The sequence below is a fragment of the Thermosynechococcus sp. HN-54 genome, assembly GCF_023650955.1.
Lineage (GTDB): Bacteria > Cyanobacteriota > Cyanobacteriia > Thermosynechococcales > Thermosynechococcaceae > Thermosynechococcus.
Genome location: NZ_CP098039.1, coordinates 2,223,763 through 2,248,606, shown reverse-complemented (window position 1 = coordinate 2,248,606; position 24,844 = coordinate 2,223,763). Strand labels below are relative to the sequence as shown.

Sequence of the window (24,844 nt, the reverse complement as noted above, 5' to 3'; positions counted from 1 at the left end):
GGCGTTCCTGGCACTAGGGGTAAAATGAAGCCGACAAGCCCAATAATCCCAAAAATCACACCAAGAACCATACGTGCTGTATTACGGATGCTTTTAGTCACAGGCATTCCTTTCGAGTTGCAATAGGCGAGGATGATTCACCTCTAACGTAGCCTGAACCTTGCCTTTGCACAAGTTGTTGGTTCTAAGCTTTATCGAGAATCGCATCCCGTAGATCCATGCCGTCCATTTCTGCTTTGTAGAGGTTTGCCCCCTTAAAGTTGGCACGGCGGGCATTGGCCTTCGACATCTTGGCCGCAATGAGAACTGCATATTCAAAGTTCGCCTCAATGAGACTAGCACTTTCGAGAATCGCCTCTTGCAAAATTGCGCTCTTGAGATCGGCTAAGTGCAGGTTGGCCTGAAAGAGATTGGCACGGGTGAGGTTGGCATAGGCAAGGGTCGCTTCCACTAGGCTCACTCGCCGCAGTAGGGTGCCCACCAAGTTGGCTTGGCGCAGATCGGCCATGGCAATGTTTGACTTGTAGAGATCAGCACCCGCTAAGGTAGCCCGCTGCAAACAGGCGCCCTGCAAATCCGCCTCAATCAGGTCACTCATGTAGAGGTTTGCTCCAGCCATGTAGGCATCCTTGAGTAAGGCATTGCGCAGATCCGCACCTGCCAAATTGGCCTGATCGAGATTGGCATTTGTGAGGTTGTATAGCTCGAGATTGGCGCCCGTTAGATCAGCCTGCCCTAGATCAGGACGAATCTCGCTGTTTTGTTCCCGCCATTGATTCCAAGCGGTAACCCCCTGCTTGAGAAGCTGAAGATGTTGGGGATTGGCCACGGCAGCTATCCTTGGGCACTCGGCTCAGTGTTTTGATAACCGTAAAAATCAATGCGATAGTCAACAATTTTCACGCCAGTTTTTGCTTCAATCTCAGCAATGAGGGAGGGGGGTAGCTCGACGTGAACGTCAATAATTTTTTGGCTATCGAGACAATTGACATGGCTGTGACTATCGCTGATATTGCCGTAGAGACGACCATCGGCGCGTTCAACGCACTCAATAATGCCATGCTCAGAGAGGGCTTCGAGGTTTTGGTACACAGAGGTATGGCCAATGTCTTTGCCCGCTTGATTCAGGCGATCGTAAATCTGCCGCGCCGAGAGGTGATCCTTGGCATCCCAGAGCAGCTCCAGAATGGCACGCCGCTGCCGACTGAGGCGCAATCCTAGGCGCTGACAGCGATCGATCGCATCCTCAAGGGAACGAATCGGGGGTAGGGGACTGGGAGCAGGAGACGTGAACACGGCGTTATCCTAAAAAATAAAATTCAAACAGTAGATTTTGCTTACCTAAGTAGCCTATTGCGGTTAAATCGCAGTTTTAGGGTTATCCATTTGCTAACCTGTAGTCACTATGATAATCAATCCTTTGGTTATAATCAAATTTGCTCCTTGTCAAGGCTGTCAGCCGGTGTTTGAGAGAGCAAATAAAACCCCAGAAAGGCAAACATCATGGCAGCGATCGCCTTCACAACCTTTACAGGCACCAATGTGGCAATGCCACTGCCCAAAAGCACACCGAAGAACGTCGTACACACCAAGCCAGAAGCCACGCCTAGAAAGACAGCGGTAGCGGAGCGGGCATTACTCCCCAACGTAATTGCGACGAGTTGACTCTTGTCTCCCAGTTCTGAGAGGAAAACAATTGCAAAACTCACGGCAAAGGATTGCCAGTCCATCCAATTTCTCCAAAGGTGTTGCTGCTATAGGGCAGATTAATGGCATCGGCAGTTGTGGTCAACGATCGTTCGTGACTCAGTGTGGCAGAATCAGCTTAAAACAAGTTACAATTCTTAATATCAATTCTGCTTATAGCCCTGTTCAAGATGGCGGAGGTGCTCATGTTCAATGCCACTAATGGATCGAGCGCGATCGCTCCCGATACTGGTTCCCTGAGCAGTCTGGCACAGGCTTGGGCAAAACGCTACATCACCCAGCTCACCACCACCGCCCTTGTTGAGGATGATCCGGCAGTGGTAGCCCCCCGTCTCTTGGCAGAATTGCGCAATGCCAGTGTTAAGGCTTGGCAGCGCACGGAAGGGTTTTTGGCGGGGGAGATGATTCGCCATGGCATCCCCGCAGAAATCGTCGATCCTTGGAGCATCTCCAAGGACATTCATGACATTTACCAGCGTACGCTCAAGCTCTACGCAGCGGGCAAGGGCACGCAGCAAATGACGGCTAAGGTGGCTAGTGTCATTAGTGAGATTCGCAGCCGCTATACCGCCGTCGATCCGCGGGTGATTGGCTTTGTCAGCATGCAGTTTCACCACACGGGGGTTCTGTTGCTGGAGGTGGCACCCCTCAGCCAACGCCCTATTCTCAGCAGTTTCTTCAAGGTCATTGATGATCACCTCTACATGCCCTTGCACCGTGCCTATAACGCAGCAGCCAACTACGACTACAATGATCCGGCATTGGCTTTAGTGCGTCATCTGTTGCCCCAGAGCACGGCAATCGCCACCGCCATTTGTGACCGCGTCGCCCAACTCAACCCCCAGCACCGCTGTTTTAGTGGCTCTTTGACCCAAGCCAGTGTACGTGTTTCCAGCATTCGCGATGTCGAGATGTTCCAAATCTACCTTTGGGTCTGTCTTTTGGAGCAAAGTCTTGACGCACTGCAACGGGAGCTTTTTCCCCTCTGTCTAATGCTCTATCCCTGCCTGAACGTAACATGGGAGCTGGTGTTTCAAATGGTGCACCTTTTGGGTAAGGAAATACAAACCCGTGCCGCTGAGCATGATACAAGTGTGTTGACACCGTATTACTTATCTTTGCGGGAAATGTTTGATCCCAAACTCTTCCAAGGAGTTCTATGATTCCGAATTTGCAGCAGGTTTCTCTCTCTCCCATTGCGATTGCTGGCTCTGGTCTTTGGGCGATCGCCCTCTATTGGGGGTTTTATCCCACGGGACAGGCCTTGATGCAGCGCTTAGTGACGTGGCTTGGCGGCGAAGCGAACCAAAGTGCCGAATTCTGGGCAGGGATGGTGGGGCTAATTCCCTTTATTCTTGTGGGGACAGGTTGTTTTATTCTCTGTAGCATTGGCTTGGGTCAAAGTTGGGCCTTGAGCTTAGGCCTGATGGCAACCATTGGGGGCGCGATCTACGAACTGGGTCGCCGCGATGGCCAGCAATCCTAGGTTGGGTTGCGGGAGAGAATCCGCTAACATTTAGTTAATCTTTGTCGTGTTTCCCAGAGAGGAAGCGCCATTCATTGCCCTTGAGAATACTCACCGGTGATTCAATGAAAGCGTCTGCGGATGCCAGTTCTACCCAAGAAACGACACCGCCGCTCAGTTTGCTCCTGTTTGTTGCCAATCGTCCGGGCGATGAAGAGGAAACCGCTGCCATTCAAGCCCACATTCAGCAACTACCCTCCAACTTTAGCTTTGAATTAAAAGTGGTGCCCATTGGTGAGCAACCCTATCTTCTAGAGGAGTACAGGCTGGTTGCCACGCCTGCCTTGATTAAAGTCCGTCCTGAACCGCGTCAAACCCTCGCCGGTCGCAAGCTGCTGCAAAAGGTAGACTATTGGTGGCCGCGCTGGCAGCGGGAAGTTGCCCTTGGCCTCCAAGCGGATATGCAAAAGTCGGCAGCGGAACAGTCGGATTGTTCTATGGAACTGGGTCGCCTCAAAGATGAGCTATTCCAACTGCGTCAAGAGCGCGATCGCCTTGCGGAACAACTGCAATTCAAAGATCGGATTATTGGCTTGCTGGCCCATGAGTTGCGTAACCCCCTCACTGCGGTTGGGATTGCCCTTGAAACCCTAGAAGCCAACCTTCAAGAAGAGAGTAGTCAGCAACTCCATATTGAGGACATCCAACGCCTGTTTCACCATGCCCGCAGTCAAACCCAGATGATGGGACAACTGATTACGGATTTACTCTTAGCGGCGCGCGGGCCCCAAGACAAACTACAAATTATGGCGCGGCAACTCGATCTGCGACAACTCTGCCAAGAAATTGTTGAGGATGTGCGCCTCAATTTTGAACGTAAAAAGCAGCACTTTACCACCGATATTCCCTTGGATTTACCCTTGGTCTATGGCGATGGCGATCGCATTCGTCAAGTACTCGTCAACCTGCTAGACAATGCCTGTAAATACACTCCCGAAGGGGGCAAGATTCACCTGAGTGCATTTCACCGCATGACCCAAAAGGTGCAAGTCACCGTCTGTGACAGCGGTCCTGGGATTCCCATTGAGCAGCAGGAGAAAATTTTTGGGGAGACGGTTCGCCTTGATCGCGATCGCACCATTGAAGGCTATGGTATTGGTCTTGCCCTTTGCCGCCAGATTATCCGTATGCACTACGGCCAGATTTGGGTGGACTCTCAACCCGGTAAGGGCAGTTGCTTTCATTTCACGCTACCCGTCTATACCTAGGGCTGACCTTGCTTGACCATGCGGGCGATGGTTTCCGCACGTAGATAGGGATCAGGCCCAAGGGGCAAAATTTCATAGAACTCATTATCCGGTAGGCGCATCAGTTGCACTGACTCCCCCTCACGATAAATCACATAAACTCCGGGTGGCCATGTTTTGGCACTACGCACCGGCACTGGGATGTCACGGCGTTCTTCCCCAGCACAGGCTAGGCGAACCACTTGCGTATTTGGGCGATAGACCACCTTATCGTCACGGGTGCGCCGAAATAAAAAGCGATCCAAAACTTTCGGCAATATCTCTGTTTCTGTGCCCCCCAATTGCAAATTTAAGTCCAGCAGTTTGTCCTCAAGGGTGACTTCAATGATATGGGGTTCGGGGACGAGGGGCTGGGAGTGAATCTCCGTGGTCTCTTGGGGCGGTTCGGGGGTGGGTTTCACCTTTTGGACAATTTGGCTGATGTATTCCAGATCCACCGTGGTGATTTTCTTAAAGGTAACAAACCAAGAGAGCAAACTAATGGCTACCCCCGGTTCCAATGTCGTAACCAAGGTTGCTAAATCCAAGTCATCAAGGCGAATAGCCTTAAGGGCAGCATCGGTTTGACCCAAGACAATAGCTGCGTCCCCCGGACTTAAGTGTTTGAGGCTGCTGTAGAGCAAGCGCAGATCAATCGTTTCTTGGCACCCTTGGGTGGAAATGCGGTAGGTGATGTCGTAGAGCCAATCCAGTGTCACCAAGTCATGGTTGAGCATCCAGAGAGCAAAGTTAAAGGCTGTTTGGGGAAAGGCAGCTTCGGCAAGACTTTTGACAATCACTTGGGCGCGATCGCACTGGAGCAAGGACAGTAAGGCCGCCTGTTTTTCTTCCTTGGTCGTCAATTCATGGTAGCCAAGGAGCGCTTGGAACAATTCTTGATCACTGGGGAGTAGTCGAATAGCTGCTGGCGGAGTCATAAACTGAGTGTCGCAAACTCATGTGATGGATTGATCCTCCCCCCACCCTCAATGATGACCATGAACGATTAGGAATTAGGATCCTAGCCCCTAGTTCCACTATAGAGGGTGACTAGACGGTTGATCTGCTTCTGCCACCTTGGCTTCCAATTTGCGAACCCGTTTGAGGAGATCTGGCAATTGCTTGACTGCGGCTGAGACCTTGAGGTAAAGCGTTTGATCCATTGCTGGAATCCCGCCCATGCGACTATCTGGGGGGACAGAGCTACTAATGCCGGATTTGGCGGAGACAATGGTGCGATCGCCAATCGTTAAGTGACCCGCTGCCCCCACTTGCCCCGCAAGAACGACATGATTACCAATGTGGGTCGAACCCGCTAAGCCGACTTGAGCACAGAGAATTGCATTTTCACCAATGGTGCAGTTGTGAGCCACCATCGTCAGGTTGTCAATTTTCGTGCCATTCGCCACAGTGGTCTCCCCAAGGGTGGCGCGATCAATCGTTGTGCCGGCACCGATTTCCACATCATTGCCAATGACCACGGTGCCCACTTGGGGAATTTTATAGTGGCGACCATCCGGCAGAGGCACATAGCCAAAGCCATCACTACCCAGAACCACACTGTTTTGCAAGATGACGCGATCGCCCAATTGTACCCGCTCTCGCAGGGCACAGTGGCTGTAGATACGGCAATCTGAGCCAATCACCACATCGTCGTAGAGGGTGCAATGACTATCAATCACTGTGCGATCGCCAATGCGCACGCGATCGCCAATCACTGTATAAGCACCAATCGTCACATCCGCTCCCAACACCACGTCGGCACCCAAAATGGCTGTGGGGTGAATCTTGGCCGTAGGTTTGGGTTGGGGATAAAACCATTCAATGCATTTGGCAAAGGCAAGGTAAGGATGGGGCACTCGCAGCAGGGGACAGGCCGCTTCCCCTTGAAAATCGGGACGGACAAACACAGCAGCCGCTTCCGTGGTTCGCAATAGAGCGGTGTACTTAGGATTGGCTAAAAAAGAAATATCCGTGGCTGTTGCTGTTTCTAAGGGGGCTACCCCCAACACTGGGCGATCGCCCTGCTCTGGACAGTCGAGGGTTGCCCCAAACCGTTCAGCTACGTCTGCCAACCGCATCTTGCCGTCCTCATCATCGAACCTGAGTTTTAGCTCAGTCTATCAGGTCTCGTTTGTGAAACCGATCAAGAATTTAGTGAAATCGTTCATGCTGAACATTTTATCCTTTGCACGAGTGATATCCATTGAGTGGTAACTTTGTCAATGTGTTTGTTATATTTTTTAACACGTATGCCCGATAACATGGAGTAAGGAGTACGTTTTATGGAGCAACGCTTTCCCGAACTGAATGTTGACCTGAGCTTTGAACAGGAGTTTCAAATGCGGGTGATGGAGGAGCAAGTGAGTGCCATGAGCCTTCAGGAAGCTCGTGAGCTACTGTTGCAAGCCTCTCGCCTATTGATGATGAAAGACAACGTCATTCGCTCCTTGGTCAAACGCGCTGCCTAGGTCACAAATGTGTGGGACGGACCTCTTTCTCCACCTTGCTTCCTCCGTCGAATCAAGTAGGGGATATGGGGCTGCACCACAATTTTTTTGCCCAAGAGTTTTCACACTGGAAAAAGTTTTGTATCGGCGAATCACGCCCATCACTTTTTTCTAAGTTTTTTGTGAGTTTTTTGAAATCTCATTCATCGACAGCATTTTAGGTTTATAGCCCATTTTTCAGAACCCTACCACGCACGGGGCTGAAACTGCGGGTCGTTGAGAATTGTCACCCCATCGCCTGACTGCGCCAATACAAACAAGCCTTGCCGATAAGCGTAGCGAGCTACCTCGGGCGGCACAATCATCCCCGCCACAGCGCCTAAGAGTTTTGTGTCACGATACTGGTGAGCTAGACGGCGAAATTTCGCGATCCGCTCTAAATGTTCATCAACATCCCCTTGGCCGAGTTTTGTTTTCACTTCGACGAGAACGGCTTCATCCCTATTGACCACCAACAGATCAATTTCTAAACTCTCGTTGCCGTCTTGAAGAATCACATCGCTGTAGAGTTGAGAAACAGTAATTCCCCGACTCTGAAATCAGCGCAACACGGCTGGGCGTACTTGCCACTCTACAAACTCCCCAAGGCGATTGCCCAGTTTGCCAATTTGTTTGGTTGAGCTGCCGTGCTTCTTCTCGCAATAAGCGTTCAGTCTCTTGGAACCGCCGATCTGTTTCTTGAAAACGTTGATCCATTTCCTGAAATCGCTGTTCAAGCTGCTGAAATCGCCGTTCAGTCTCTTGAAAAAGCCGATCCGTTTCCTTTTGAGCCTCCACTAGCTCTGCTAATAATCGCCAAACATCTTCAGGGGTGTATGCCTGTGTCATTCTGGATTGATAATTGCCAAAAAACAGGTGTGTACGCCCTACCATCATGACTTAGGAAACAATAGAGAAGCTTGGTAGCCTCAACGCTTCAGTGCGAGGGGAAAAAAACCAAAAAGGACTTTAGTCCCAGAGGATATAATAAGAATTAAGGCTAACCTTGGTGAAAAAAACAAATACTTAGAAGAAGACTACTGTAAAAATTATTTGCGATCGCTCCTAAGAGGTATTGATCCAGAAGTGTTGAAAGATAGTTTAAGAGGCTAGAAAAAAGGGAAGAAATGTCGTATTCTTCCCTCAAAAGAAGAAAAATTAATCAGCTTACTATGGCATCTTTTTCAGTTCTTGTCAAGTCTATTCTCAAGCAGCTCAGCCCTTGCGACTACCCCGTCCTCAACTCTCAATTGTTCTTCAAAATCTGGTTGACCTACATTCTCGACCAAGGATTAACCAGCATGAGAGCCTTATTTTATCGCTTGAATCATTCGGGGATTACAGTGGATATGTCCACGTTTTCCAAGGCGAACAAAACTCGAACAACCACCTTATTTGAGAGGATTTACACTCATCTCATGTCTCAAGCTCGCAAGAGACATCGTTGTTCAAGTCTGATGCTGTTTCCTATTGATTCAACCGTCATTACCCTGACGAGTAAGCTCTTTTGGTTCTACAAATACCATCAAGTGAAGTTAATTACAGGATTTGATTTAACAGAGAACATCCTGGGTAAGGCAGTAGTCTCTTTTGGGGAGAGACATGACCTAAGCTTTCAAGACGAGATTTTAGAAATGATCCCTGAGAATGCCGTTGCCATCATGGATAGAGGGTTTGCGAGTTGGAGATTTTTAGAGCGGCTGAGTGAGAGGAAGTGTTTATTTGTTGTGCGTATCAAGAATAACATGAGAATGAAGCTCAATCATGAGAGATACCGAGTGGTTCAATTTTTTGATGAGCATGGAACAGAGTTTCGTATTGCGACGAATCTAATGCATCTAAGTGATGAGGAAGTGAGTGAGCTGTATCGGCATCGGTGGGGGATTGAGAACTTATGGAAGTTTCTAAAGATGCATTTATCATTAGACAAGCTGATTACGAAGAGTTTGAATGGGGTGATAAATCAGATTTATATGGTTTTGATTGGGTACTTAATTTTAGAGCTAATGGAGATACCTGAATACTTTGGCAGGAAGCTATTAGACAAATTGCGATATTTGCAACTGGAACTGAGTCGCCGCTGCTCGATAGTGCATTGGAGCTTTGATTGGCAGCCAGAGCTACTTGTCACTTAGGATGTTAAGTTTTGTTGCAGAATTCAACACTTCTGGTATTGATCTTATGACTCGTCCACTGTTGCTGAGCGTGGTGTTTCTGGGGATATGTTATCCCTTGGCCACGTTGGCGACTCCCCTACCCCCAATCTTTAATCCGATTTCACCAACTACCGGCTTTGAATCCTCAGAAATGAATCGCCTTTGGCAAAATCAGTGGCGTTCTAAAGACCGCCGTGAGGCCAGTACGACGCTGCAACCATCCTCTAACAAGGTGCTACAAATTGAAGTGGATGGCCAGCTCCTGACGCCCAGCCAAGCCCAACAGCTCCTGCTGCGCCAAGAATGATCCTGCCTTGGTACGATTAGCGAGAAGATGTTGTGTACTCGCTATGCGCCTAACTCGTCGTCAAACCCTCAGCCTACTGGTGGCTGGTACGGCTACACTCTGGTTGCGATCGCGCCCAGCCGTGGCTGAAGGTGAGCCGTTAGAAATTTATACGCTGCCGCCTTTGCCCTACGGCTACGATGCCCTAGAGCCAGTGATTGATGCGGAGACGATGCAGCTACACCACGACAAACACCATGCGGCCTATGTCAACACCCTCAACAAGGCACTGGCACCCTATCGTCAATGGCACGGTCTTCCCATTGAAGAGCTACTGCGCCACATTCGCCAACTACCCACCGCCATCCAACAAACCGTGCGCAACCATGGTGGCGGCCATGCCAACCATTCCCTCTTTTGGCAGAGCATGAGTCCTGACGGCGGTGGTGAACCCACAGGTGAGTTGGCCACAGCGATTGCAGCCACCTTTGGCTCATTCTCAGAATTTCAAGCCCAGTTTCAGCAGGCGGGTCTGAAGCACTTTGGCAGTGGCTGGGTCTGGCTTGTGCTGACGCCCCAAGGGAATTTGGCCATTACCACCACACTGAACCAAGATTCTCCGCTGATGCAAGGGCAAGTGCCGATCTTGGGCAACGATCTGTGGGAACATGCCTATTACCTGACCTATCGCAACCGTCGCGATCAGTACCTAGAGGCGTGGTGGCAAGTGGTTAATTGGCCTTATCTGAGCGATCGCTACGCCCAGATGCGCGCTCTTTTGGCTTAGTCAGCAAGGCTTGCTCATGGCGATCGTAGGCATCAATAATGCGCTCAACGAGAGGATGGCGAATCACATCCCCCTTCGTTAAGTAGCAAAAGGCAATGCCCTCCACATCCTTGAGAATCTTTGTGGCCACGCTAAGACCAGAGATTTGATGCTCCGGCAAGTCGGTTTGGGTCAAGTCCCCCGTCACCACCAAGCAGGAGTTAAAACCAATGCGGGTCAAGACCATTTTCATTTGGGCAGGGGTGGTATTCTGGGCTTCATCGAGGATGACAAAGGCATTGTTCAGAGTACGACCCCGCATATAGGCCAAGGGCGCCACCTCAATCACCCCCCGCTCCATTAGGTTGCTAATTTTCTCCGGCTCCACTAGCTCGTAGAGGGCATCGTAGAGGGGGCGCAAATAGGGATCAATTTTTTGCTGTAAATCTCCCGGCAAAAAGCCGAGCCGCTCACCCGCTTCTACTGCAGGCCGTGTCAAAATCAACCGCTCATAGGTACCTGACAATAGCGCTTGGACGGCTAGGACAGTGGCCAAGAAGGTTTTGCCGGTGCCCGCTGGTCCAATGCCAAACGTTAAGGTATGGTTGCGAATCGCTTGGACATACTGGCGCTGGCGAAAGGTTTTGGCGCGAATAATGTCACCGCGACGGGTGCGCGCAAGAATATCCTGTTGCAGTTCTTGGAGGGCTTCCCGCTGCTGCGTATCGTAGGCATGGCGGACGGTCAGAATATCCACGCCTGAAACAGGCTTACCCTCGCGCCAAAGGGTACCGAGGTCTTGAATCAGTTGTTGGCAGAGTTGGATTTGGGCTGGCGTTCCCGTGATACAGAGATCACGCCCCCTTAAAACAAGGGTCGCCCCTGTTTGGGCGGCAAAGATGCGCAGGTTGGCTTCTTGCTCACCGACAAGGGCGATCGCACTCTCAATACTGTGGAGGTCAATGGTGAGGCTTTCCCTCGTGGTCATACCCAAGGCTTAACGGTTGCGCTTGCGGGCAGCCTCCTGTTTACGTTTGCGGCGCAGGCTGGGCTTTTCATAGCGTTCACGCCGTTTGACTTCCGAAAGAATGCCCGCCTTTTGAATTTTTTTCTTAAATCGCCGTAGAGCGGACTCAATGGATTCGTTTTCACCTAAACGCACTTCAGACACGCGCTAACTTTGCCTCCTTGATGATGGATAAGAACGACGATGGGATCGCCGTGGGCGATCGCCTCTATGGTGATCTATTTTAGGCGTACTTTTGGTATCGTCATAGACATCTAAGTAAACTTGCTGACCCGCAGCTTGAGCCGCCGCTTGTAACACGGCTCGAATAGCCTGAAGGTTGCGCCCTCCTCGCCCATAGACCCGCCCCTTATCCTCGCCCGCAAATGCCAGACGTACCCAAATACGAGAGGTAGCAGGAGAGAATTCTGCATGCAGCCGTAGCGTTTCCGGCGCCTCCATAAACGGCTCAAGCAGGAAGCGAATGAGGGCGGCATAGTTGGGGGCAGCCGATTCAGCCATTGCCTATTTTTTGGCGGTTTCGGGGAGAAGATTCGCCTTGACAAAGAGGCGCCGCACTGTGTCTGTGGGTTGTGCACCCTGCGCCAAACGCCGCTTGATCGCTTCTTCTTTGAGGCGCACCTCACCACGGATGGGATCATAGAAGCCCAGCTCTTCAAGGGCACGCCCATCGCGGCGATCGGTATTGTTCATCGCCACAATCCGATAGGTGGCGTTGCGTTTTTTGCCGTAGCGTTTGAGACGCAGTTTAATCATGTCAGCCTATGGAGATAAAAGGAGCAGATTTTTCTCGACAATTTTCTAGTATAACGGACATCCCAAATCGGGTAAAGTAGATTGCGGTTTGAGTTGAGCACTGCCGATGACAAAAACAGCATGGTTATTTCCCGGCCAAGGGTCGCAACATCCAGAAATGATGGCGGATTTGCTGACGGCCTATCCCCCTGCCAAGGAACGGTGTGAACAGGCAGCGGCTGTCTTGGGCTGGTCGGTGATTGACTGCTGTGCCGGTCGTGTCGGCAATTTAGATCAAACGCTCTATACCCAGCCCAGTTTGTTTATCGTCGAGAGCCTCTTGGTGGATGCCCTCAAGGAACGGGGGGCAAAGGCGGACTTTGTCGCGGGGCATAGTCTTGGCGAATATGCTGCCCTCTATGCGGCGGAGGTTTTTGACTTTACAACAGGACTGAAGTTAGTGCAGCGGCGAGCCGAACTGATGAATGCCGCGGGGGACGGTAAGATGGTGGCCTTAATTGGCTTTGACCGCGAGCAGTTGCAAGAGGCGATCGCCAGCACCCCCAATGTGGTTCTGGCCAATGATAACCATCCGGGGCAGGTGGTGATTTCGGGGCTGCCGGCAGCGGTGGACGCGGTACTAGGCAAAATTAAAGTGAAGCGGGCAGTTCCCTTGAATGTGAGTGGTGCCTTTCACTCCCCCTTGATGGCAGAGGCGGCAGCCACGTTTGCCACGCTGCTGGAGGAGTGCACCTTCCACGAGGCGATCTTTCCCGTCTTGAACAATGTCGAACCTGAACCGACAACGGATGCAGCAGTGATCAAGGCACGCTTGCGATCGCAGATGACGGGTTCTGTCCGTTGGGTAGAGACTTGCCATGCCCTTGCAGCTGCGGGAGTAACCCACGCCCTCGAAATCGGCCCTGGCACTGTACTGGCCGGTTTGGTGAAACGCACCACCCCAGAGATCAACGTCACCAGTGTGGCAACGATGGCTAGTTTGGAGAGCCTAGTGTGAGTCGCGATCGCGAGCCGTTGATTAGCTTGATTCTCTACCATCTCTTCAAATGGTCAGTGGTGAGTCCACTGCTGCACACCTATTTTCGGGGGCGCATCTATGGAGCCCATCAGGTGCCGTTGCGCGGGCCATTGGTGGTGGTGGCCAATCATGCCAGTTACTTTGATCCGCCCCTGATCTCCAACTGTGTGCGCCGTCCCGTGGCTTGGATGGCTAAGGAGGAATTGTTCAAAATTCCCATTTTTCGGACATTGATTCGGTGGTATGGTGCCTATCCCGTGAAACGGGGAGCGGGCGATCGCCGCGCATTACAGGCTGCCCTCAACGCCCTAGACCAAGGTTGGGCCGTGGGGGTCTTTTTGCAGGGCACTCGCACCAAGGATGGCCGTATTGATGACCCGAAACTAGGGGCAGCACTCATTGCTGCCAAAGCCCAAGCGCCTCTGTTGCCCGTATGTCTTTGGGGAACCCAAGAGATCCTGAAAAAAGGTGGATTCCCAAGACCTGTTCCCATTACGGTGCGCATTGGCGCCCCCATTCCGCCACCAGCTTCTGGCGATCGCGCTGCCCTAGAAGCCGTGACTCAGCGCTGTTGTGAAGTCATCCACAGTCTCCATGACTTGGGTCGCTAGAGCAGACCATCCTTTGCAGCCATGATTTTTAGTAAATCCACCACGCGGCAGGAATAGCCCCACTCGTTGTCGTACCACGCCACCACCTTAAAGAAATTGCTATTGAGTTGGATACCCGCCGTGGCATCAAAGATACTGGAGCGACCATCACCAATAAAATCACTGGAGACAACAGCCTCTTCGGTATAGCCAAGAATGCCCTTGAGTTCCCCCTCGGCGGCTGCCTTCATGGCGGCGCAAATCTCTTCATAGCTCGTCGCCTTCTCGGTTTTGAAGGTCAAATCTACCACCGACACATCGGGCGTGGGTACGCGAAAGGCCATGCCCGTCAACTTGCCCTTGAGTTCGGGCAACACCAGTGTCACCGCTTTAGCAGCCCCGGTAGAAGCGGGAATAATATTTTGGCCAGCACCGCGGCCGCCGCGCCAGTCTTTCTTGCTCGGTCCATCGACTGTGGGTTGAGTTGCCGTGACAGAGTGCACTGTTGTCATTAAGCCCTCAGCTAAACCAAAGGTTTCGTGCAATACCTTGGCGACTGGTGCCAAGCAATTTGTCGTACAACTGGCATTGGAGACAATTACATCTACCGTCGGATCAAAGGTCGCATCATTCACACCCACAACAATTGTTTTCACCTTATCGGCATCCTTGGTGGGCGCTGAGATGACGACTCGTTTGGCACCGGCTTGGAGATGCTGAGCCGCCCCCTCATAGCCAGTAAAGAGACCCGTAGATTCAACAATGTAGTCAGCGCCAACCGATCCCCAGGGCAGTTCCGCTGGATTGCGAATGGCGGTACAGGGAATAAACTTACCATCAATTTCAATGCCCTCAGCTGTGGCCTTGACGCTGCTAGGGTAAATTCCGTGGGTGGAATCGTACTTAAACAAATAGGCAAGGTTATCCGCTGGCACGAGATCATTAATACCGACAAACTCGATATTGTCGTAGACAAGACCTGCCCGTAGCACTAGGCGACCAATGCGACCAAAGCCATTAATACCGACTTTCAACGTCATGAAAACTCTCCCAAGACAATCAACTAATAACGGGGAAGACTTGGATCCACTGCCGCAGCATAGGCATCAATACCACCCACAATGTTCTTGACATTGCGAAAGCCCTGCTGAATGAGCCAGTACCCCATTTGGGCAGAGCGCACACCATGATGACAGAGGACCAAGGTTTCCCGATCTGGATCAAATAGTTGACGAATTTGGGGAGACCACTGGGGAAATTCACTTAGGGGCAACAGCGTGAAGGGTGGTAAGTGAACAATGTCCCACTCTGCGGGTTCGCGCACGTCAATCAGTTGGAGTGTCTCTACCTCTGTAGCAAGGCGTGCGGCCAGTTCCTTCACTGTCATTTGTCCTAGCATTGCTTCCCCTTAAATTCTAGGAAGAGAGCTTCGGGATCACGGTGAAATCATCCTTAAGATTTTTCTGCTGGTAGCATCCCTTGGTAGGCAATCTCTGTGGCCATTGGTTGATTAGCTACTTGGGGCACATCCAACACTGCCGTATTCACCAAGTTGAAGAGGGGATTGGCGAGGATTCCTGCCAAGGAGGTAGCAATAACGGTCATGACCAGACCCACCTGCAAAGGACGCATGCCAAAGGTTGACCAAGAAATCTGTGGATAATTTTGCACAGCGAGGGACATTTCTTGGGGTTCCTTGACCACCATCATCTTGACGACACGAATGTAGTAGTAAATCGAGATCACACTCGTCAATAGACCCAGCAAGACGAGACCATAGGCACCCGCCTGCCAACCTGCCCAGAAGAGGTAGATTTTGCCAAAGAAGCCGGCCAAGGGGGGAATGCCTCCCAGAGAAAGCAGGCATAGGCTTAGTCCTAGGGTCAGCAGCGGATCTTTTTGATAGAGACCCGCATACTCACTAATTTGATCGGTGCCGGTGCGCAGCGAGAAGAGAATGACACAGGTAAAGGCACCAAGGTTCATGAAGAGGTACACCAGCAGGTAAAAGAGCATACTGGCATAACCTGCCTCCGTGCCAACAACAAACCCAATCATCACAAATCCCGCCTGACCGATGGAAGAGTAGGCGAGCATCCGCTTCATGCTGGTTTGGGCAAGGGCAACCACATTGCCGAGAATCATGCTGAGGATGGCCAGCACCGTAAAGATGAGTTGCCACTGATCAGTCACACTGGGGAAGGCCAAGGTCAAAAAGCGAATGGCAAGGGCAAACCCAGCTGCTTTGGAGCCAACGGAGAGAAAGGCAACCACAGGCGTAGGGGCACCCTCATAAACATCGGGTGTCCATTGGTGAAAGGGCACCGCCGAGATTTTGAAACTAATGCCGGCAATAACAAACACTAAGGCCACCACCAGACCCAAGGATTCCGCAGAGAGGGCTTGGGCAATTTCTGGCAATTGGGTGTGCCCACCAGAGAGGCCATACAACAGTGACGAACCATAGAGGAAAATGGCAGAACTGGCCGCACCAATCAGGAGATATTTCAAGGCGGCTTCGTTGGAGCGGCTATCGCGTTTTGTGTAGCCGGTGAGCAGATAAGAGGCAATACTTAGGGTCTCTAGCGCCACAAAGATAAAGACCAGCTCTTGGGCGCCGGCAATGAACATGCCACCCACCGTGGCCGTCAACAGAATCGTCATAAATTCGCCGAGGGAACTGCCCGTTTGCTCAACATAGCGAATGGACATGAGAATGGTGCCCAAGGCTGAAAGGGCAATCAGTCCGCGGAAAAACAGGCTGAGGTGATCGGAGATAAAGCTGCCAAAGAAACTGACGGTGTCGGGCTGCGTCCACAGGGGAATCATTGTGGCGATTGCCCCCCCTAACCCAATGATCGCCAAGTAGGGTGTCCAGCGATCGGCTTGGCGTCCCTGAATCAAATCTGCTAAGAGGACGACCAGTAGCGTTACGACCACGATGGTTTCCGGCAAAATGGTGCCTGCATTGAGCTGTCCGGCCAGTGTCACCAAATCCATAACTCTTTACGCGCCTTGATGGAATCCCCCATATCTTATCACTCAGACTTTCATTTCATTGTTTGCCAGCGATCGGCTTCTGCTTATGGGTGGGATTAGTTTTTGCCAATCTCGGTGACTTGTGGATCAGGGTTCTGTTTTTTATTCTTTGTTATAGTGATACCCGCAAAGAGCCGCGATCGCCATCCAACTCTGCTGCGACCCCCACAGGTAAGGCGGCATTAACTCCCTCATGCCCAAAGGGCAAGTCACTGACAATCGGAATTCCCAAATCCCCTAAGCGATCGCCCAAAACCTCAACCACCCGAAAATTGGGTTGGGTGGTCGGATCCTCACAGCGACTAAAACGACCGAGGGCAATCCCCTTAATCTGATGCAACACACCACTGCGGCGCCACTGCGTCAATCTGCGGTCAATGCAATAGGGGGCTTCACCCACATCCTCTAGGGCCAAGATCACATTCTCAAAAGGTGGGCAATCAGGGGTGGCCAGTAGATGAGTCGCGACTGTTAAATTCCCCACTAAGAGGCGACCTTGCACCACACCGCCTCCCCAACCCGTTCCCAACAGCGGCTCTAGGGGTTTGCCCCGCACCAGATCAAAAAGCCGCTGCTGACTCCAAAGGGGTTCTGCCGCTAGCGTAGTGAGTACTGGGCCATGGACACCGGCCACCCCTTGGGCAGCATAGCTCCACAGCAGAGCTGTAATATCCGAAAAACCAATCAGCCATTTCGGCGATACCGCTGGCCACTGCCACTGCTCCAACAGACGAGTCGCCCCAAATCCACCCCGCCCGCAGAGAATGCCCTTAATAGAATCGTCTTGCAATAAGTGCCGCAGGCGATCGCGCCGCTGTTGATCGGAACCCGCAAGGTAGCCCCAGCCTGCAAAGGCCGCCTCATCCACAATCACCTCATAGCCCTGAGCTTGCCAACAGGCCACTCCCTGCCAAAAAGGTTCCCTTTGGCGGAGGACACCACTGGGAAAGGCGACGGCAAGGCGATCGCCCGGCTGAAGGGGAGGCGGTAGTGTAGCAAAAGCTGTCACCTCAGAAAAAATTTGAATTGCGGTAAAACTGTAAGCGCCCTGTACCGATAGGTTGACCCATGGCGCGATCGCCCCCGCGGGGAAAGGCCGTCACCGCAAAAAGATAGGTTCCATCCCATTGGGGATTGCGCACAGGAGCTACCTCCACCCGCAGGTACGACCCCGGTGGCACAGGGGGATCAAACGTTACGTTGAGGCGGGCTGAATTGCCATCAAAGGTCACCTCGCCCAAGGAAATCGGCTGGCGGGAGCGCTCGCCGATAAAAGCACGGGTACGTTGGGGCAAAAAGTAAATCGTCTCAATGCCGGGCAGTTGCTGAATGTCAAGACGGGCAAGGGGTTCGCCGGCGGTGGTCGGCAGCTGCACAATGAAGTTGTAGGTGGTATTCGTCAGCCACACTTGAGGATAGCGGGTATTGGCCTCAACAAAAATGGGCGGCTGATCAAAGGCCACCCGACCATCAGGAAACTCAACCCCTAGGCTCTGAGGGGTGAAAGCGGCTATGCCAACAAGGGCGATCGCTAGCATTTGTCGCATTCCTTATTTACCCCGCGAGGGGGGTTCTGTGCCGTGGGCGATCGCGCTACTACAGACCCAGTTTTCCGGCAAGCCGGGGTAGCCACGCCGCAACGCCTCTGGACAAATGGTATAGATCGTCAGTTGGCAATCAATCAGTTGCAGACCATACTTCTCCGTTTGCTTCAAGGCCTGCTTGAGAATAGAGTCATTATCAAACTCGGTCGTGCGGTTGCATTGCACACACACCATGTGGTGATGGTGATGCGGAGACATCGTATTGAGTTCGTAGTGCTTGTGTCCCTCGGCAAGTTCCAACTCCCGCAGAATACCCATCCGCGACATCAACTTCACAGTGCGATACACAGTGGATAAACTAATGGAGTGCCCCTGTTTGCGCAACTCATGGTGCAGGTCTTCAGCGCTCAGGTGATTGCCTTTAGGCAGATTCTGGAAAATATTGAGAATGGTTTCTCGCTGTGGCGTCAACCGCCAACCCTTCTCATTCAGTTCTGCCTTCAAGGCTGCTGCTGTATAAAGTGGCATAGGAGATTCGCTTGATCTGCCGATATTGGTTTGCATGATAGCCGACAACAAGTGTCATTTGCAACAACCGCAACTTATTGAGAATAATTACAATAGTTTTACTGAACTTTCTGCAAATTAGTTGCAACGCCCAAGCACAATCCAAGCAATCATCAATGGGTTCAATGGCGCAGAACCAAGTTCAAAAACCAATTTTTAATTTGTTTGCCGTTGCGGCTTGGGTCGCTGGAACTTCGACATTGGAGTAAAGTCTTCGACGGGCACATCCTTGAGCGCCTGACTCATGAAATCCCGCCAAATGGGTGCCATGAAGCCACCCCCCGTTGCCCCCTGTCCTAAGGGCGCATAGTTGTCATTCCCTGCCCAAACGGCGGCTGAGAGTTGAGGGACATAACCGACAAACCAAATGTCCCGCTCAGAAGAGGTGGTGCCTGTTTTCCCGGCAGCGGGTCGGCCAATGTTAGCTCCTGTCCCTGTCCCACTGGTGATCACACTCTGCATCGTATTGTTTATAGCGGCAGCGGCCCAAGGGTCAAGCACGAGTTTAGGACGCGGTGTGTGATCCAAGAGCAAATGGCCGTTGTTATCGGTGACTTGAATAATCGTCGTGGTTGGGGATTGCCAGCCATTGTTGGCAAATGTGGCGTAGGCAGCTGCCATTTCCAAGGGCGTCAGATCCACAGCGCCTAAGGGCAGAGAAACCACCGGCAACATTGGACTGGTAATGCCAAGGGTACGGCAAACTTCAATGACCCGCTCAATGCCCACCTCTTGGCCAAGAACAATCGCGGGAATATTGCGGGACATGGCCAACGCCATGCGCATCGACATCCCACCCATAAAGGAGCCATCGTAATTCCGTGGCACATACCAACCATCGCCATCACGATACCTGACGGGTGAGTCGCTAATTCCAGAATCGGGCGTGTATTTGCCACTGGCATAGGCAGCATAAAAGATAAAGGGCTTAAAGGCAGACCCCGGCTGCCGCATCGCTTGGGTGGCGCGATTAAACTGACTGCGGTTGTAGTCCACACCGCCGACAAGGGCTTTGACATAGTGCGTTCGTGGATCCACCGCCGCCAAGGCCAACTGATCGGCACGCACACCACTGCCCCGTAGGGTTTGATAGCCGCGCTGGATTGCCTCTTCGGCCATTGCTTGCACCTTGACATCAAGACTACTTTGTACCCGCATTCCCCCACGGATGACCGCTTCACGACCAAATTGGCGGGTCAACTCCTGCAACACAGCATCCGTAATCCAGGGACTACGGCTGCGCTGAAACGAGGTAATTTCCCCCAGTTTGATGGGTTCTTGAGCAGCGGCAGCAGCCTCTTGGGGGGTAATCCAACCCAACTCCACCAGCCGATCCAAGACCAATTGCTGTCGTTCCTTGGCCAAGCGAAAATCCACAAAGGGGCTGTAGGCCTCTGGGGCTTGGATAATGCCGGCCATCATTGCCGCTTCGGCAAGGCTGAGATCTGCGGCATTTTTCTTGAAGTAGCTCTGAGCCGCTGTCTGTACGCCGTAGGTGTTGTGTCCCCAATAGACCTGATTGAGGTACATCTCCAAAATTTCATCTTTGCTGAAGATCTGCTCTAGGCGCATGGCCAACACGGCTTCAGCAATTTTGCGGCTAAGGGAGCGATCTTGGGAGAGAAATAAATTCTTCACCAATTGCATTGTCAGCGTGGAACCCCCTTGAACCGTTCGCCCTGAGGCAAGGTTCACCATCAAAGCGCGGGAAATGCCAATGGGGTTAATCCCTCGATGCTGGTAAAAACTACTGTCTTCGATCGCCATCACAGCCAGCTTCAGATTGGGCGAAATTTCGTTGAGGGGAACGACTTCACGGTTTTCTTCATCGTGAAGGCTCACGAGGAGGGTGCCCTTGGCATCATAAATGTGCGTTGTTTCACTGGGAATGTAGCCCCGCAGCGATCGCACATCGGGCAGATTCCGAAAGCTAATCGCCAAGCCCAGCAGTCCCCCCCCGATAGCCGCACAGCCAAAGGTCATCCCCACAAGGAAGGTGCGGTTAGCAATTCGCAGTACCCCACGCCAGAAGTTTTCATCTTGGGGGCGGGTTTGGGAGGGGTGTTTGCCAAGGGTAGTGGTGGACACGACAGTCGCTGCCTCACGCCAGTTATTTTTTGCTTCGTATATGATTTTTTTATTGGGATAAAAGTAGGGGATGGCAAAATTGCCGCGCGATCGCAATTGATTGCTATCATAGCCATCCTAGACCAGAAAATGTCCTTGCCCAAATCCAATGCCTAATCCAATCCCCAATCAAGTGATGTCTTCAGACCTTGAAGCCACAATTGCACGGCTGCAGCGCGGCGTTGTCGAAACGTTTCCCCATGTCCCTGATTCCACCAAACCCGAAGAAAATCTCTGGGTCTATTTGCGGCAAACGGAGCGCCCGCTGCGAATTAAGTTTGGCATTGACCCTACGGGCAGTGAAATTCACCTCGGTCATAGCATTGTCCTGCGCAAACTGCGGCAGTTTCAGGATGCGGGGCACTGTGCCGTGCTGATTATTGGTGACTTTACGGCTCAAATTGGCGATCCCACAGGGAAGTCGGAAGTGCGCAAACAACTTACCCCTGAGGAGGTGGCAGCCAATGTGCAAACCTACCTTGAGCAGGTGAAGCCCATTTTGGATTTTGAGACCCCCGGCCGCTTAGAAATTCGCTACAACTCGGAGTGGCTCGCCAAACTGGACTTGCGGAAAATCCTTGAGCTACTCGGAACGATGACTGTCGGCCAAATGCTAGCCAAGGAGGGGTTTGCCGAACGCTACGCTAAGGAAACACCCATTTTTCTCCATGAGTTTCTCTATCCACTGATGCAGGGCTATGATTCAGTGGCGGTAGCGGCAGATGTCGAGTTGGGAGGGACGGATCAAAAGTTTAATATTGCTGTCGGTCGCGATTTACAGCGTCACTTTCGCTTGCCAACGGTGCAGTTTGGCCTGCTGATGCCGATTCTAGTGGGCACCGATGGAGTACAGAAAATGTCCAAGTCCCTTGGCAACTATGTGGCGCTTACGGAGTCGGCAGCCAGTATGTACTCCAAGCTCGAAAAAATTCCCGATGCCTTGGTGAACCAATACATTGAGTTGCTCACGGATTTGCCCCTCGATAGTTTGCCCACCCATCCCCGCGATCGCCAGAAGGCCTTGGCCCTAGAAGTCGTGAGTCAATACCATGGGCGCGATCTCGCCCTACAAACCCAAGCAGAACTAGCCGCGATCGTCACCCAAGGGCAAACAGCACAGGCGGGATCGATTCCAGAGTATTCTCTGGGGGAGTTTCAGTTTCCTGTGAAGCTGACCTATGTACTCAGTCACACCAAGCTCTGCCCTAGTAGCAGCGAAGCACGGCGGCAAATCCAAGGGGGTGGCGTTCGCCTCAACAGTGAAAAAATTACCGATGTGGACTTTACCCTCACCGCACCCGAACCCTATGTCAACCAAGTACTGCAAGTGGGCAAGAAAAAATTCCTGCGCTTTGTGCCCTAGGCAGGTTAAACGGATACTCAGGCACTGGCAAGGGGGCGAGCGAGGGAGTCATGGTTCCATCATAAACTTCTCAAGGGTACTGCCACGATAGCGTAGCTTAGGGGTACGGGGAATTGCAGTTCTGTCCTTGAGACGCAGACGATAATCGACAGCATGGTTCTCACCTACGAGTACCGCATCCAACCGAACAACCACCAAGAAGCCCTACTCTTAAAGTGGCTAGAGCCGCGGCGGCGACACTGGAACTCCTGCTGGCGACAAAGACTCGATTGGTTACATCGCACTCGCTGCTTCATTGACCGATGCTCTTTGGTCTCTCAACCCATTGGTGAGATTCCTGAATGTCCAAACTACTATTCTCAATTGGCACAACTGAAACAGACGAAAGAATTATTTCCTGAATACAAGGAGATTTATCATGAGGTACAACAACAGAACTGACTCAGGTTAGAGAAGGCATGACAGCGTTGGCTATTTCCTGATGCCACTGGCAAACGGGGTGGCACACTCAAGTTTAAGAAAGCAGGGGAACTCCGCTCATTCACGTTCCCAAGAGTCAACTGTCCAAAAACGGGTGTGCACATCACGGGACAGACCATCAAGCTGAGCAAGATAGGCGAGATGACCATCACTTTGCCAGAGGGATTTACGCCCAAAACCTGTACTGTCGTCCAGAAAGCGGATGGCTGCTATGTGTGTGTCACGCTAGAAGACAAGACTGTACCTACGCCTGTTCCCAAGGATAAATCCGAGATCAAAAGCGCCACTGGCATTGACTTGGGGTTGAACAGTTTCTTGGTGAGCGCTCAAGGAGAAGAAGTCTCTCCTCCGAAGTTTTATCGGCGAAGGATTGGCTTATTTTTCTAGCATGCGATCGCCCTGTGTTGCAGCTTGGTTTATGATGCTTAATCTCTATAGTTGCAGTACCCTTGCGGAGTTTATGATGGCAAGAGCTTTAATCGCTATGATCAAGCCAAAGCTGCCGAACCTTTGTAAAGTATTTCAACCGCTCCTCAATCTTGCTCATTTCACGGGGATAGAATTCAGCCAATGCATCACACAACTCAAGCATCCACTGCTTACGCGAGTAGCCACGGTTAATTGTTATGGCATTAGAGTTCGCAATCTGAATTTGCCCCCAACCCAAAGCACCAATTGTTAAACAGTCCCAACCTAAGAACTCTATTGGCAAAAAGTTGACACTCTCAACCTCTACGCGAGTTCCTTGAGCTTCATATGCAATCATCAAAATTGCAAAAACATTTTCATCTGATTCATAGAAACGAGCCAGCCGTTCTACAGAAGTTAAGTTGGGCATATTAAACTTTGTGCTTAGTCTATGAGTTTTTACATCAATAACATAGTAAAATTCCTGATCATCCTCAAAGGCTAAGTCAGCCATTGCTCTGCGGGCAAACTGTGCTGAATAGTTTTTGCACACATCTTCCCCAAGAACATCTTGTAGATGATTTGCCAGAATTTCCTGAATAGCATCGCCAACCGCTCTTGGACTATTCACTGTTACATCAGATAAAAAGTTTTCCTGTGAGTTCAAGAGTTGTTTAATGTTGTCTTCAATCTGGCTGATCTGATCGCTATAGAAAATATGTCTTCTTTTCATCGATACTTATATCTCTCCTAGTGAAAAAAGCTCCTGCTGATGAGGTGGCTGACCATTTTCACAGTGCTGTTTTTTCTGAGTTGAACGTTCTTGTTCATTCAATGTGTTTCTTTCCCAAAACACACCATCTGCATAGCCTTGGATGGAAGAGTCTAAGTCAGCCATTTCAAGACGCTTCTCAGCAATGCAAGCGTAGATTTCATCTAGCTCAACGCCCAAAAAACGCCGACACAACTTCTTGGCAACAACAGAGGTTGTTCCTGAACCAAGGAAGGGATCAAAGATCACATCTCCGGGATTAGAGCTCGCTAAAATCACCTTGGCAAGTAGCTTTTCCGGTTTCTGGGTAGGATGGTCTGTATTCTCTGGCATTGACCAAAAGGGTACAGTTAGGTCTGTCCACAGGTTAGAAGGATGCGTCAGGCGATAGTTGCCTTCTTCGGTAACTTGCCAGTCCTTTGGACTTCCATTCACCCTGTAAGGAGCAATGACTTTGCGCTTTAACTTAACAGCATCAACATTAAATGTGTAGTCGTTAGAAACCGTACAGAACCATATATCTTCAGAGGCATTTTTCCAATTCTTGCTTGCCCCACGTCCTTTCTCGCGCTCCCATGTAATTCGGTTGCGGATTTGAAAACGATCTTTAATAACCGCAAATACAGCAATTGAGGATTCCCAATCAGAGCAAATGTAAATGGAAGCAGTTGGCTTTAGTATCTTTTCAAGAGCAGATAAGCAAGCATCTAGCCAGTTGGTGTAATTGTCTAAAGTCTTTTTCTTAAAGCTAATCGAGTTAAAAACTTTATTCAAATTATAGGGCGGATCAATAAAGAGAAGGTCAACAAATTGGCTTGGCAAAAATTTAACTGCTTCAAATATATCTTGGTTAATTGTGCGGTTAATGATTTCTGGTAAACTTACAGGATGACTCAATCGTAGGAGTCGCTGTCGATACTTTGCTTGTTCTTGTTCGGTCAACGTAATTGTTCTATTTCTAGGGGCACGTTCTTTGCTGTGAACCATATTGCTTTATA

At 51.1% G+C, this 24,844-nt stretch carries 31 protein-coding genes and 1 pseudogene; 12 read left to right on the top strand and 20 right to left on the bottom strand.

What is annotated here, in order from left to right; translation table 11 throughout:
- Window positions 1-184: 184 nt before the first annotated feature.
- From NBE99_RS10960 to NBE99_RS10950, 3 genes are all read right to left on the bottom strand, one after another.
- On the bottom strand, window positions 185-829 hold the full coding sequence (locus NBE99_RS10960) for a pentapeptide repeat-containing protein (RefSeq protein ID WP_250682100.1): 645 nt from the start codon (window positions 827-829) through the stop codon (window positions 185-187).
- Window positions 830-834: 5 nt separating this feature from the next.
- A complete protein-coding gene (locus tag NBE99_RS10955) occupies window positions 835-1,296 on the bottom strand; it encodes a Fur family transcriptional regulator (RefSeq protein ID WP_250682099.1) in 462 nt (153 codons plus the stop codon).
- Between the two features lie 134 nt (window positions 1,297-1,430).
- Window positions 1,431-1,730 carry a TMEM165/GDT1 family protein gene (locus NBE99_RS10950; protein WP_250682098.1) on the bottom strand — a complete coding sequence of 100 codons (300 nt, stop codon included), beginning with the start codon at window positions 1,728-1,730 and terminating at the stop codon, window positions 1,431-1,433.
- Window positions 1,731-1,892: 162 nt separating this feature from the next.
- Between NBE99_RS10950 and NBE99_RS10945 the strand changes: the two genes are divergently transcribed.
- The 3 genes from NBE99_RS10945 (at window position 1,893) to NBE99_RS10935 (ending at window position 4,440) form a co-directional block, all read left to right on the top strand.
- Window positions 1,893-2,870 carry a hypothetical protein gene (locus NBE99_RS10945; protein WP_250682097.1) on the top strand — a complete coding sequence of 326 codons (978 nt, stop codon included), beginning with the start codon at window positions 1,893-1,895 and terminating at the stop codon, window positions 2,868-2,870.
- Window positions 2,867-3,193 carry a hypothetical protein gene (locus NBE99_RS10940; protein ID WP_250682096.1) on the top strand — a complete coding sequence of 109 codons (327 nt, stop codon included), beginning with the start codon at window positions 2,867-2,869 and terminating at the stop codon, window positions 3,191-3,193. Before NBE99_RS10945 ends, NBE99_RS10940 begins: the two co-directional genes overlap by 4 nt.
- A 104-nt stretch (window positions 3,194-3,297) precedes the next feature.
- A complete protein-coding gene (locus NBE99_RS10935) occupies window positions 3,298-4,440 on the top strand; it encodes a histidine kinase (RefSeq protein WP_250682095.1) in 1,143 nt (380 codons plus the stop codon).
- Here NBE99_RS10935 and NBE99_RS10930 read toward each other — a convergent pair.
- Complete coding sequence (locus NBE99_RS10930; RefSeq protein ID WP_250682094.1) at window positions 4,437-5,396, bottom strand: hypothetical protein; 960 nt, start codon at window positions 5,394-5,396, stop codon at window positions 4,437-4,439. The two genes, NBE99_RS10935 and NBE99_RS10930, sit on opposite strands and share 4 nt — an antisense overlap.
- Before the next feature lie 99 nt (window positions 5,397-5,495).
- Window positions 5,496-6,539: a UDP-3-O-(3-hydroxymyristoyl)glucosamine N-acyltransferase gene (gene lpxD / locus NBE99_RS10925; protein WP_250682093.1), complete on the bottom strand. Its 1,044-nt coding sequence runs from the start codon at window positions 6,537-6,539 to the stop codon at window positions 5,496-5,498.
- Between the two features lie 204 nt (window positions 6,540-6,743).
- On the opposite strand from lpxD, the gene NBE99_RS10920 reads away from it, so the two are divergent.
- A complete protein-coding gene (locus NBE99_RS10920; RefSeq protein WP_024125509.1) occupies window positions 6,744-6,929 on the top strand; it encodes an NblA/ycf18 family protein in 186 nt (61 codons plus the stop codon).
- A gap of 224 nt (window positions 6,930-7,153) precedes the next feature.
- Here NBE99_RS10920 and NBE99_RS13365 read toward each other — a convergent pair.
- A pseudogene (locus tag NBE99_RS13365) lies at window positions 7,154-7,796 on the bottom strand (hypothetical protein).
- 323 nt (window positions 7,797-8,119) lie between these two features.
- Here NBE99_RS13365 and NBE99_RS10905 point away from each other — a divergent pair.
- Genes NBE99_RS10905 through NBE99_RS10895 form a run of 3 tightly spaced genes read left to right on the top strand, consistent with a single transcriptional unit; the run spans window position 8,120 to window position 10,176 of the window.
- Window positions 8,120-9,082: a transposase gene (locus NBE99_RS10905; RefSeq protein ID WP_399371026.1), complete on the top strand. Its 963-nt coding sequence runs from the start codon at window positions 8,120-8,122 to the stop codon at window positions 9,080-9,082.
- Between the two features lie 46 nt (window positions 9,083-9,128).
- On the top strand, window positions 9,129-9,410 hold the full coding sequence (locus tag NBE99_RS10900) for a hypothetical protein (RefSeq protein WP_250682090.1): 282 nt from the start codon (window positions 9,129-9,131) through the stop codon (window positions 9,408-9,410).
- 43 nt (window positions 9,411-9,453) lie between these two features.
- Complete coding sequence (locus tag NBE99_RS10895; protein ID WP_250682089.1) at window positions 9,454-10,176, top strand: superoxide dismutase; 723 nt, start codon at window positions 9,454-9,456, stop codon at window positions 10,174-10,176.
- On the opposite strand, the gene NBE99_RS10890 is transcribed toward NBE99_RS10895, so the two are convergent.
- From NBE99_RS10890 to rpsP, 4 genes are read right to left on the bottom strand one after another with little or no spacing between them, the layout of a single operon-like run.
- A complete protein-coding gene (locus tag NBE99_RS10890) occupies window positions 10,121-11,143 on the bottom strand; it encodes a PhoH family protein (RefSeq protein ID WP_250682088.1) in 1,023 nt (340 codons plus the stop codon). The two genes, NBE99_RS10895 and NBE99_RS10890, sit on opposite strands and share 56 nt — an antisense overlap.
- A gap of 9 nt (window positions 11,144-11,152) precedes the next feature.
- A complete protein-coding gene (gene rpsU, locus NBE99_RS10885; protein WP_015126245.1) occupies window positions 11,153-11,326 on the bottom strand; it encodes a 30S ribosomal protein S21 in 174 nt (57 codons plus the stop codon).
- A gap of 3 nt (window positions 11,327-11,329) precedes the next feature.
- Window positions 11,330-11,683, bottom strand: coding sequence for a KH domain-containing protein (locus NBE99_RS10880; RefSeq protein WP_250682087.1), 354 nt, complete (start codon window positions 11,681-11,683; stop codon window positions 11,330-11,332).
- A 3-nt stretch (window positions 11,684-11,686) separates the two neighbouring features.
- On the bottom strand, window positions 11,687-11,938 hold the full coding sequence (gene rpsP, locus NBE99_RS10875; RefSeq protein ID WP_250682086.1) for a 30S ribosomal protein S16: 252 nt from the start codon (window positions 11,936-11,938) through the stop codon (window positions 11,687-11,689).
- 106 nt (window positions 11,939-12,044) lie between these two features.
- Here rpsP and fabD point away from each other — a divergent pair, with 106 nt between their 5' ends.
- The gene (fabD, locus tag NBE99_RS10870; protein ID WP_250682085.1) at window positions 12,045-12,935 is read left to right on the top strand and encodes an ACP S-malonyltransferase; all 891 of its coding nucleotides are present in this window, start codon (window positions 12,045-12,047) and stop codon (window positions 12,933-12,935) included.
- Window positions 12,932-13,567 carry a 1-acyl-sn-glycerol-3-phosphate acyltransferase gene (locus tag NBE99_RS10865; RefSeq protein WP_250682084.1) on the top strand — a complete coding sequence of 212 codons (636 nt, stop codon included), beginning with the start codon at window positions 12,932-12,934 and terminating at the stop codon, window positions 13,565-13,567. The genes fabD and NBE99_RS10865 overlap by 4 nt, the downstream gene beginning before the upstream one ends.
- Here NBE99_RS10865 and gap read toward each other — a convergent pair.
- The 7 genes from gap to NBE99_RS10830 form a co-directional block, all read right to left on the bottom strand.
- Complete coding sequence (gap, locus tag NBE99_RS10860; protein WP_250682083.1) at window positions 13,564-14,586, bottom strand: type I glyceraldehyde-3-phosphate dehydrogenase; 1,023 nt, start codon at window positions 14,584-14,586, stop codon at window positions 13,564-13,566. The two genes, NBE99_RS10865 and gap, sit on opposite strands and share 4 nt — an antisense overlap.
- 23 nt (window positions 14,587-14,609) lie before the next feature.
- A complete protein-coding gene (locus NBE99_RS10855) occupies window positions 14,610-14,933 on the bottom strand; it encodes a rhodanese-like domain-containing protein (RefSeq protein ID WP_250682082.1) in 324 nt (107 codons plus the stop codon).
- A gap of 65 nt (window positions 14,934-14,998) precedes the next feature.
- Complete coding sequence (locus NBE99_RS10850; RefSeq protein ID WP_250682081.1) at window positions 14,999-16,546, bottom strand: NAD(P)H-quinone oxidoreductase subunit N; 1,548 nt, start codon at window positions 16,544-16,546, stop codon at window positions 14,999-15,001.
- Between the two features lie 151 nt (window positions 16,547-16,697).
- The gene (locus tag NBE99_RS10845) at window positions 16,698-17,594 is read right to left on the bottom strand and encodes an LD-carboxypeptidase (RefSeq protein ID WP_250682080.1); all 897 of its coding nucleotides are present in this window, start codon (window positions 17,592-17,594) and stop codon (window positions 16,698-16,700) included.
- 1 nt (window position 17,595) lies between these two features.
- Entirely contained in the window at window positions 17,596-18,132 is a 537-nt protein-coding gene (locus NBE99_RS10840) for a DUF2808 domain-containing protein (RefSeq protein ID WP_250682079.1), read from the bottom strand.
- A 3-nt stretch (window positions 18,133-18,135) separates the two neighbouring features.
- Window positions 18,136-18,657, bottom strand: a complete 522-nt coding sequence (locus NBE99_RS10835) for a transcriptional repressor (RefSeq protein ID WP_181494752.1) — start codon at window positions 18,655-18,657, stop codon at window positions 18,136-18,138.
- A gap of 195 nt (window positions 18,658-18,852) precedes the next feature.
- On the bottom strand, window positions 18,853-20,784 hold the full coding sequence (locus NBE99_RS10830) for a transglycosylase domain-containing protein (RefSeq protein ID WP_250682078.1): 1,932 nt from the start codon (window positions 20,782-20,784) through the stop codon (window positions 18,853-18,855).
- Between the two features lie 175 nt (window positions 20,785-20,959).
- Here NBE99_RS10830 and tyrS point away from each other — a divergent pair, with 175 nt between their 5' ends.
- Entirely contained in the window at window positions 20,960-22,186 is a 1,227-nt protein-coding gene (tyrS, locus tag NBE99_RS10825; RefSeq protein WP_250683722.1) for a tyrosine--tRNA ligase, read from the top strand.
- Between the two features lie 48 nt (window positions 22,187-22,234).
- Here the strand turns inward: tyrS and NBE99_RS10820 are convergent, their stop codons facing one another.
- A complete protein-coding gene (locus NBE99_RS10820; protein ID WP_250682077.1) occupies window positions 22,235-22,381 on the bottom strand; it encodes a hypothetical protein in 147 nt (48 codons plus the stop codon).
- Here NBE99_RS10820 and NBE99_RS13360 point away from each other — a divergent pair.
- Window positions 22,340-22,627, top strand: a complete 288-nt coding sequence (locus tag NBE99_RS13360) for a helix-turn-helix domain-containing protein (protein ID WP_315897265.1) — start codon at window positions 22,340-22,342, stop codon at window positions 22,625-22,627. The genes NBE99_RS10820 and NBE99_RS13360 overlap by 42 nt on opposite strands.
- 180 nt (window positions 22,628-22,807) lie before the next feature.
- On the top strand, window positions 22,808-23,053 hold the full coding sequence (locus NBE99_RS10815) for a hypothetical protein (RefSeq protein WP_250682076.1): 246 nt from the start codon (window positions 22,808-22,810) through the stop codon (window positions 23,051-23,053).
- An 88-nt stretch (window positions 23,054-23,141) separates the two neighbouring features.
- Here NBE99_RS10815 and NBE99_RS10810 read toward each other — a convergent pair whose 3' ends face one another.
- Both NBE99_RS10810 and NBE99_RS10805 read right to left on the bottom strand, forming a co-directional pair.
- Window positions 23,142-23,807 carry a hypothetical protein gene (locus NBE99_RS10810; RefSeq protein ID WP_250682075.1) on the bottom strand — a complete coding sequence of 222 codons (666 nt, stop codon included), beginning with the start codon at window positions 23,805-23,807 and terminating at the stop codon, window positions 23,142-23,144.
- Between the two features lie 6 nt (window positions 23,808-23,813).
- Window positions 23,814-24,833, bottom strand: coding sequence for a DNA methyltransferase (locus NBE99_RS10805; RefSeq protein WP_315897264.1), 1,020 nt, complete (start codon window positions 24,831-24,833; stop codon window positions 23,814-23,816).
- Between the last annotated feature and the right edge of the window lie 11 nt (window positions 24,834-24,844).

What these genes read in the sequence shown, in the direction of transcription:
- NBE99_RS10805 (WP_315897264.1), bottom strand. Translation starts at nt 24,833, where the DNA reads ATGGTTCACAGCAAAGAACGTGCCCCTAGAAATAGAACAATTACGTTG.
- NBE99_RS10855 (WP_250682082.1), bottom strand. Translation starts at nt 14,933, where the DNA reads ATGACAGTGAAGGAACTGGCCGCACGCCTTGCTACAGAGGTAGAGACA.
- NBE99_RS10890 (WP_250682088.1), bottom strand. Translation starts at nt 11,143, where the DNA reads ATGACCACGAGGGAAAGCCTCACCATTGACCTCCACAGTATTGAGAGT.
- NBE99_RS10945 (WP_250682097.1), top strand. Translation starts at nt 1,893, where the DNA reads ATGTTCAATGCCACTAATGGATCGAGCGCGATCGCTCCCGATACTGGT.
- fabD (WP_250682085.1), top strand. Translation starts at nt 12,045, where the DNA reads ATGACAAAAACAGCATGGTTATTTCCCGGCCAAGGGTCGCAACATCCA.
- NBE99_RS10895 (WP_250682089.1), top strand. Translation starts at nt 9,454, where the DNA reads ATGCGCCTAACTCGTCGTCAAACCCTCAGCCTACTGGTGGCTGGTACG.
- NBE99_RS10840 (WP_250682079.1), bottom strand. Translation starts at nt 18,132, where the DNA reads ATGCGACAAATGCTAGCGATCGCCCTTGTTGGCATAGCCGCTTTCACC.
- NBE99_RS10905 (WP_399371026.1), top strand. Translation starts at nt 8,120, where the DNA reads ATGGCATCTTTTTCAGTTCTTGTCAAGTCTATTCTCAAGCAGCTCAGC.
- NBE99_RS10935 (WP_250682095.1), top strand. Translation starts at nt 3,298, where the DNA reads ATGAAAGCGTCTGCGGATGCCAGTTCTACCCAAGAAACGACACCGCCG.
- NBE99_RS10930 (WP_250682094.1), bottom strand. Translation starts at nt 5,396, where the DNA reads ATGACTCCGCCAGCAGCTATTCGACTACTCCCCAGTGATCAAGAATTG.
- tyrS (WP_250683722.1), top strand. Translation starts at nt 20,960, where the DNA reads ATGTCTTCAGACCTTGAAGCCACAATTGCACGGCTGCAGCGCGGCGTT.
- NBE99_RS10900 (WP_250682090.1), top strand. Translation starts at nt 9,129, where the DNA reads ATGACTCGTCCACTGTTGCTGAGCGTGGTGTTTCTGGGGATATGTTAT.
- NBE99_RS10940 (WP_250682096.1), top strand. Translation starts at nt 2,867, where the DNA reads ATGATTCCGAATTTGCAGCAGGTTTCTCTCTCTCCCATTGCGATTGCT.
- NBE99_RS10950 (WP_250682098.1), bottom strand. Translation starts at nt 1,730, where the DNA reads ATGGACTGGCAATCCTTTGCCGTGAGTTTTGCAATTGTTTTCCTCTCA.
- gap (WP_250682083.1), bottom strand. Translation starts at nt 14,586, where the DNA reads ATGACGTTGAAAGTCGGTATTAATGGCTTTGGTCGCATTGGTCGCCTA.
- NBE99_RS10810 (WP_250682075.1), bottom strand. Translation starts at nt 23,807, where the DNA reads ATGAAAAGAAGACATATTTTCTATAGCGATCAGATCAGCCAGATTGAA.
- NBE99_RS10835 (WP_181494752.1), bottom strand. Translation starts at nt 18,657, where the DNA reads ATGCCACTTTATACAGCAGCAGCCTTGAAGGCAGAACTGAATGAGAAG.
- NBE99_RS10815 (WP_250682076.1), top strand. Translation starts at nt 22,808, where the DNA reads ATGACCATCACTTTGCCAGAGGGATTTACGCCCAAAACCTGTACTGTC.
- NBE99_RS10920 (WP_024125509.1), top strand. Translation starts at nt 6,744, where the DNA reads ATGGAGCAACGCTTTCCCGAACTGAATGTTGACCTGAGCTTTGAACAG.
- NBE99_RS13360 (WP_315897265.1), top strand. Translation starts at nt 22,340, where the DNA reads ATGGTTCTCACCTACGAGTACCGCATCCAACCGAACAACCACCAAGAA.
- lpxD (WP_250682093.1), bottom strand. Translation starts at nt 6,539, where the DNA reads ATGCGGTTGGCAGACGTAGCTGAACGGTTTGGGGCAACCCTCGACTGT.
- NBE99_RS10880 (WP_250682087.1), bottom strand. Translation starts at nt 11,683, where the DNA reads ATGGCTGAATCGGCTGCCCCCAACTATGCCGCCCTCATTCGCTTCCTG.
- NBE99_RS10850 (WP_250682081.1), bottom strand. Translation starts at nt 16,546, where the DNA reads ATGGATTTGGTGACACTGGCCGGACAGCTCAATGCAGGCACCATTTTG.
- rpsP (WP_250682086.1), bottom strand. Translation starts at nt 11,938, where the DNA reads ATGATTAAACTGCGTCTCAAACGCTACGGCAAAAAACGCAACGCCACC.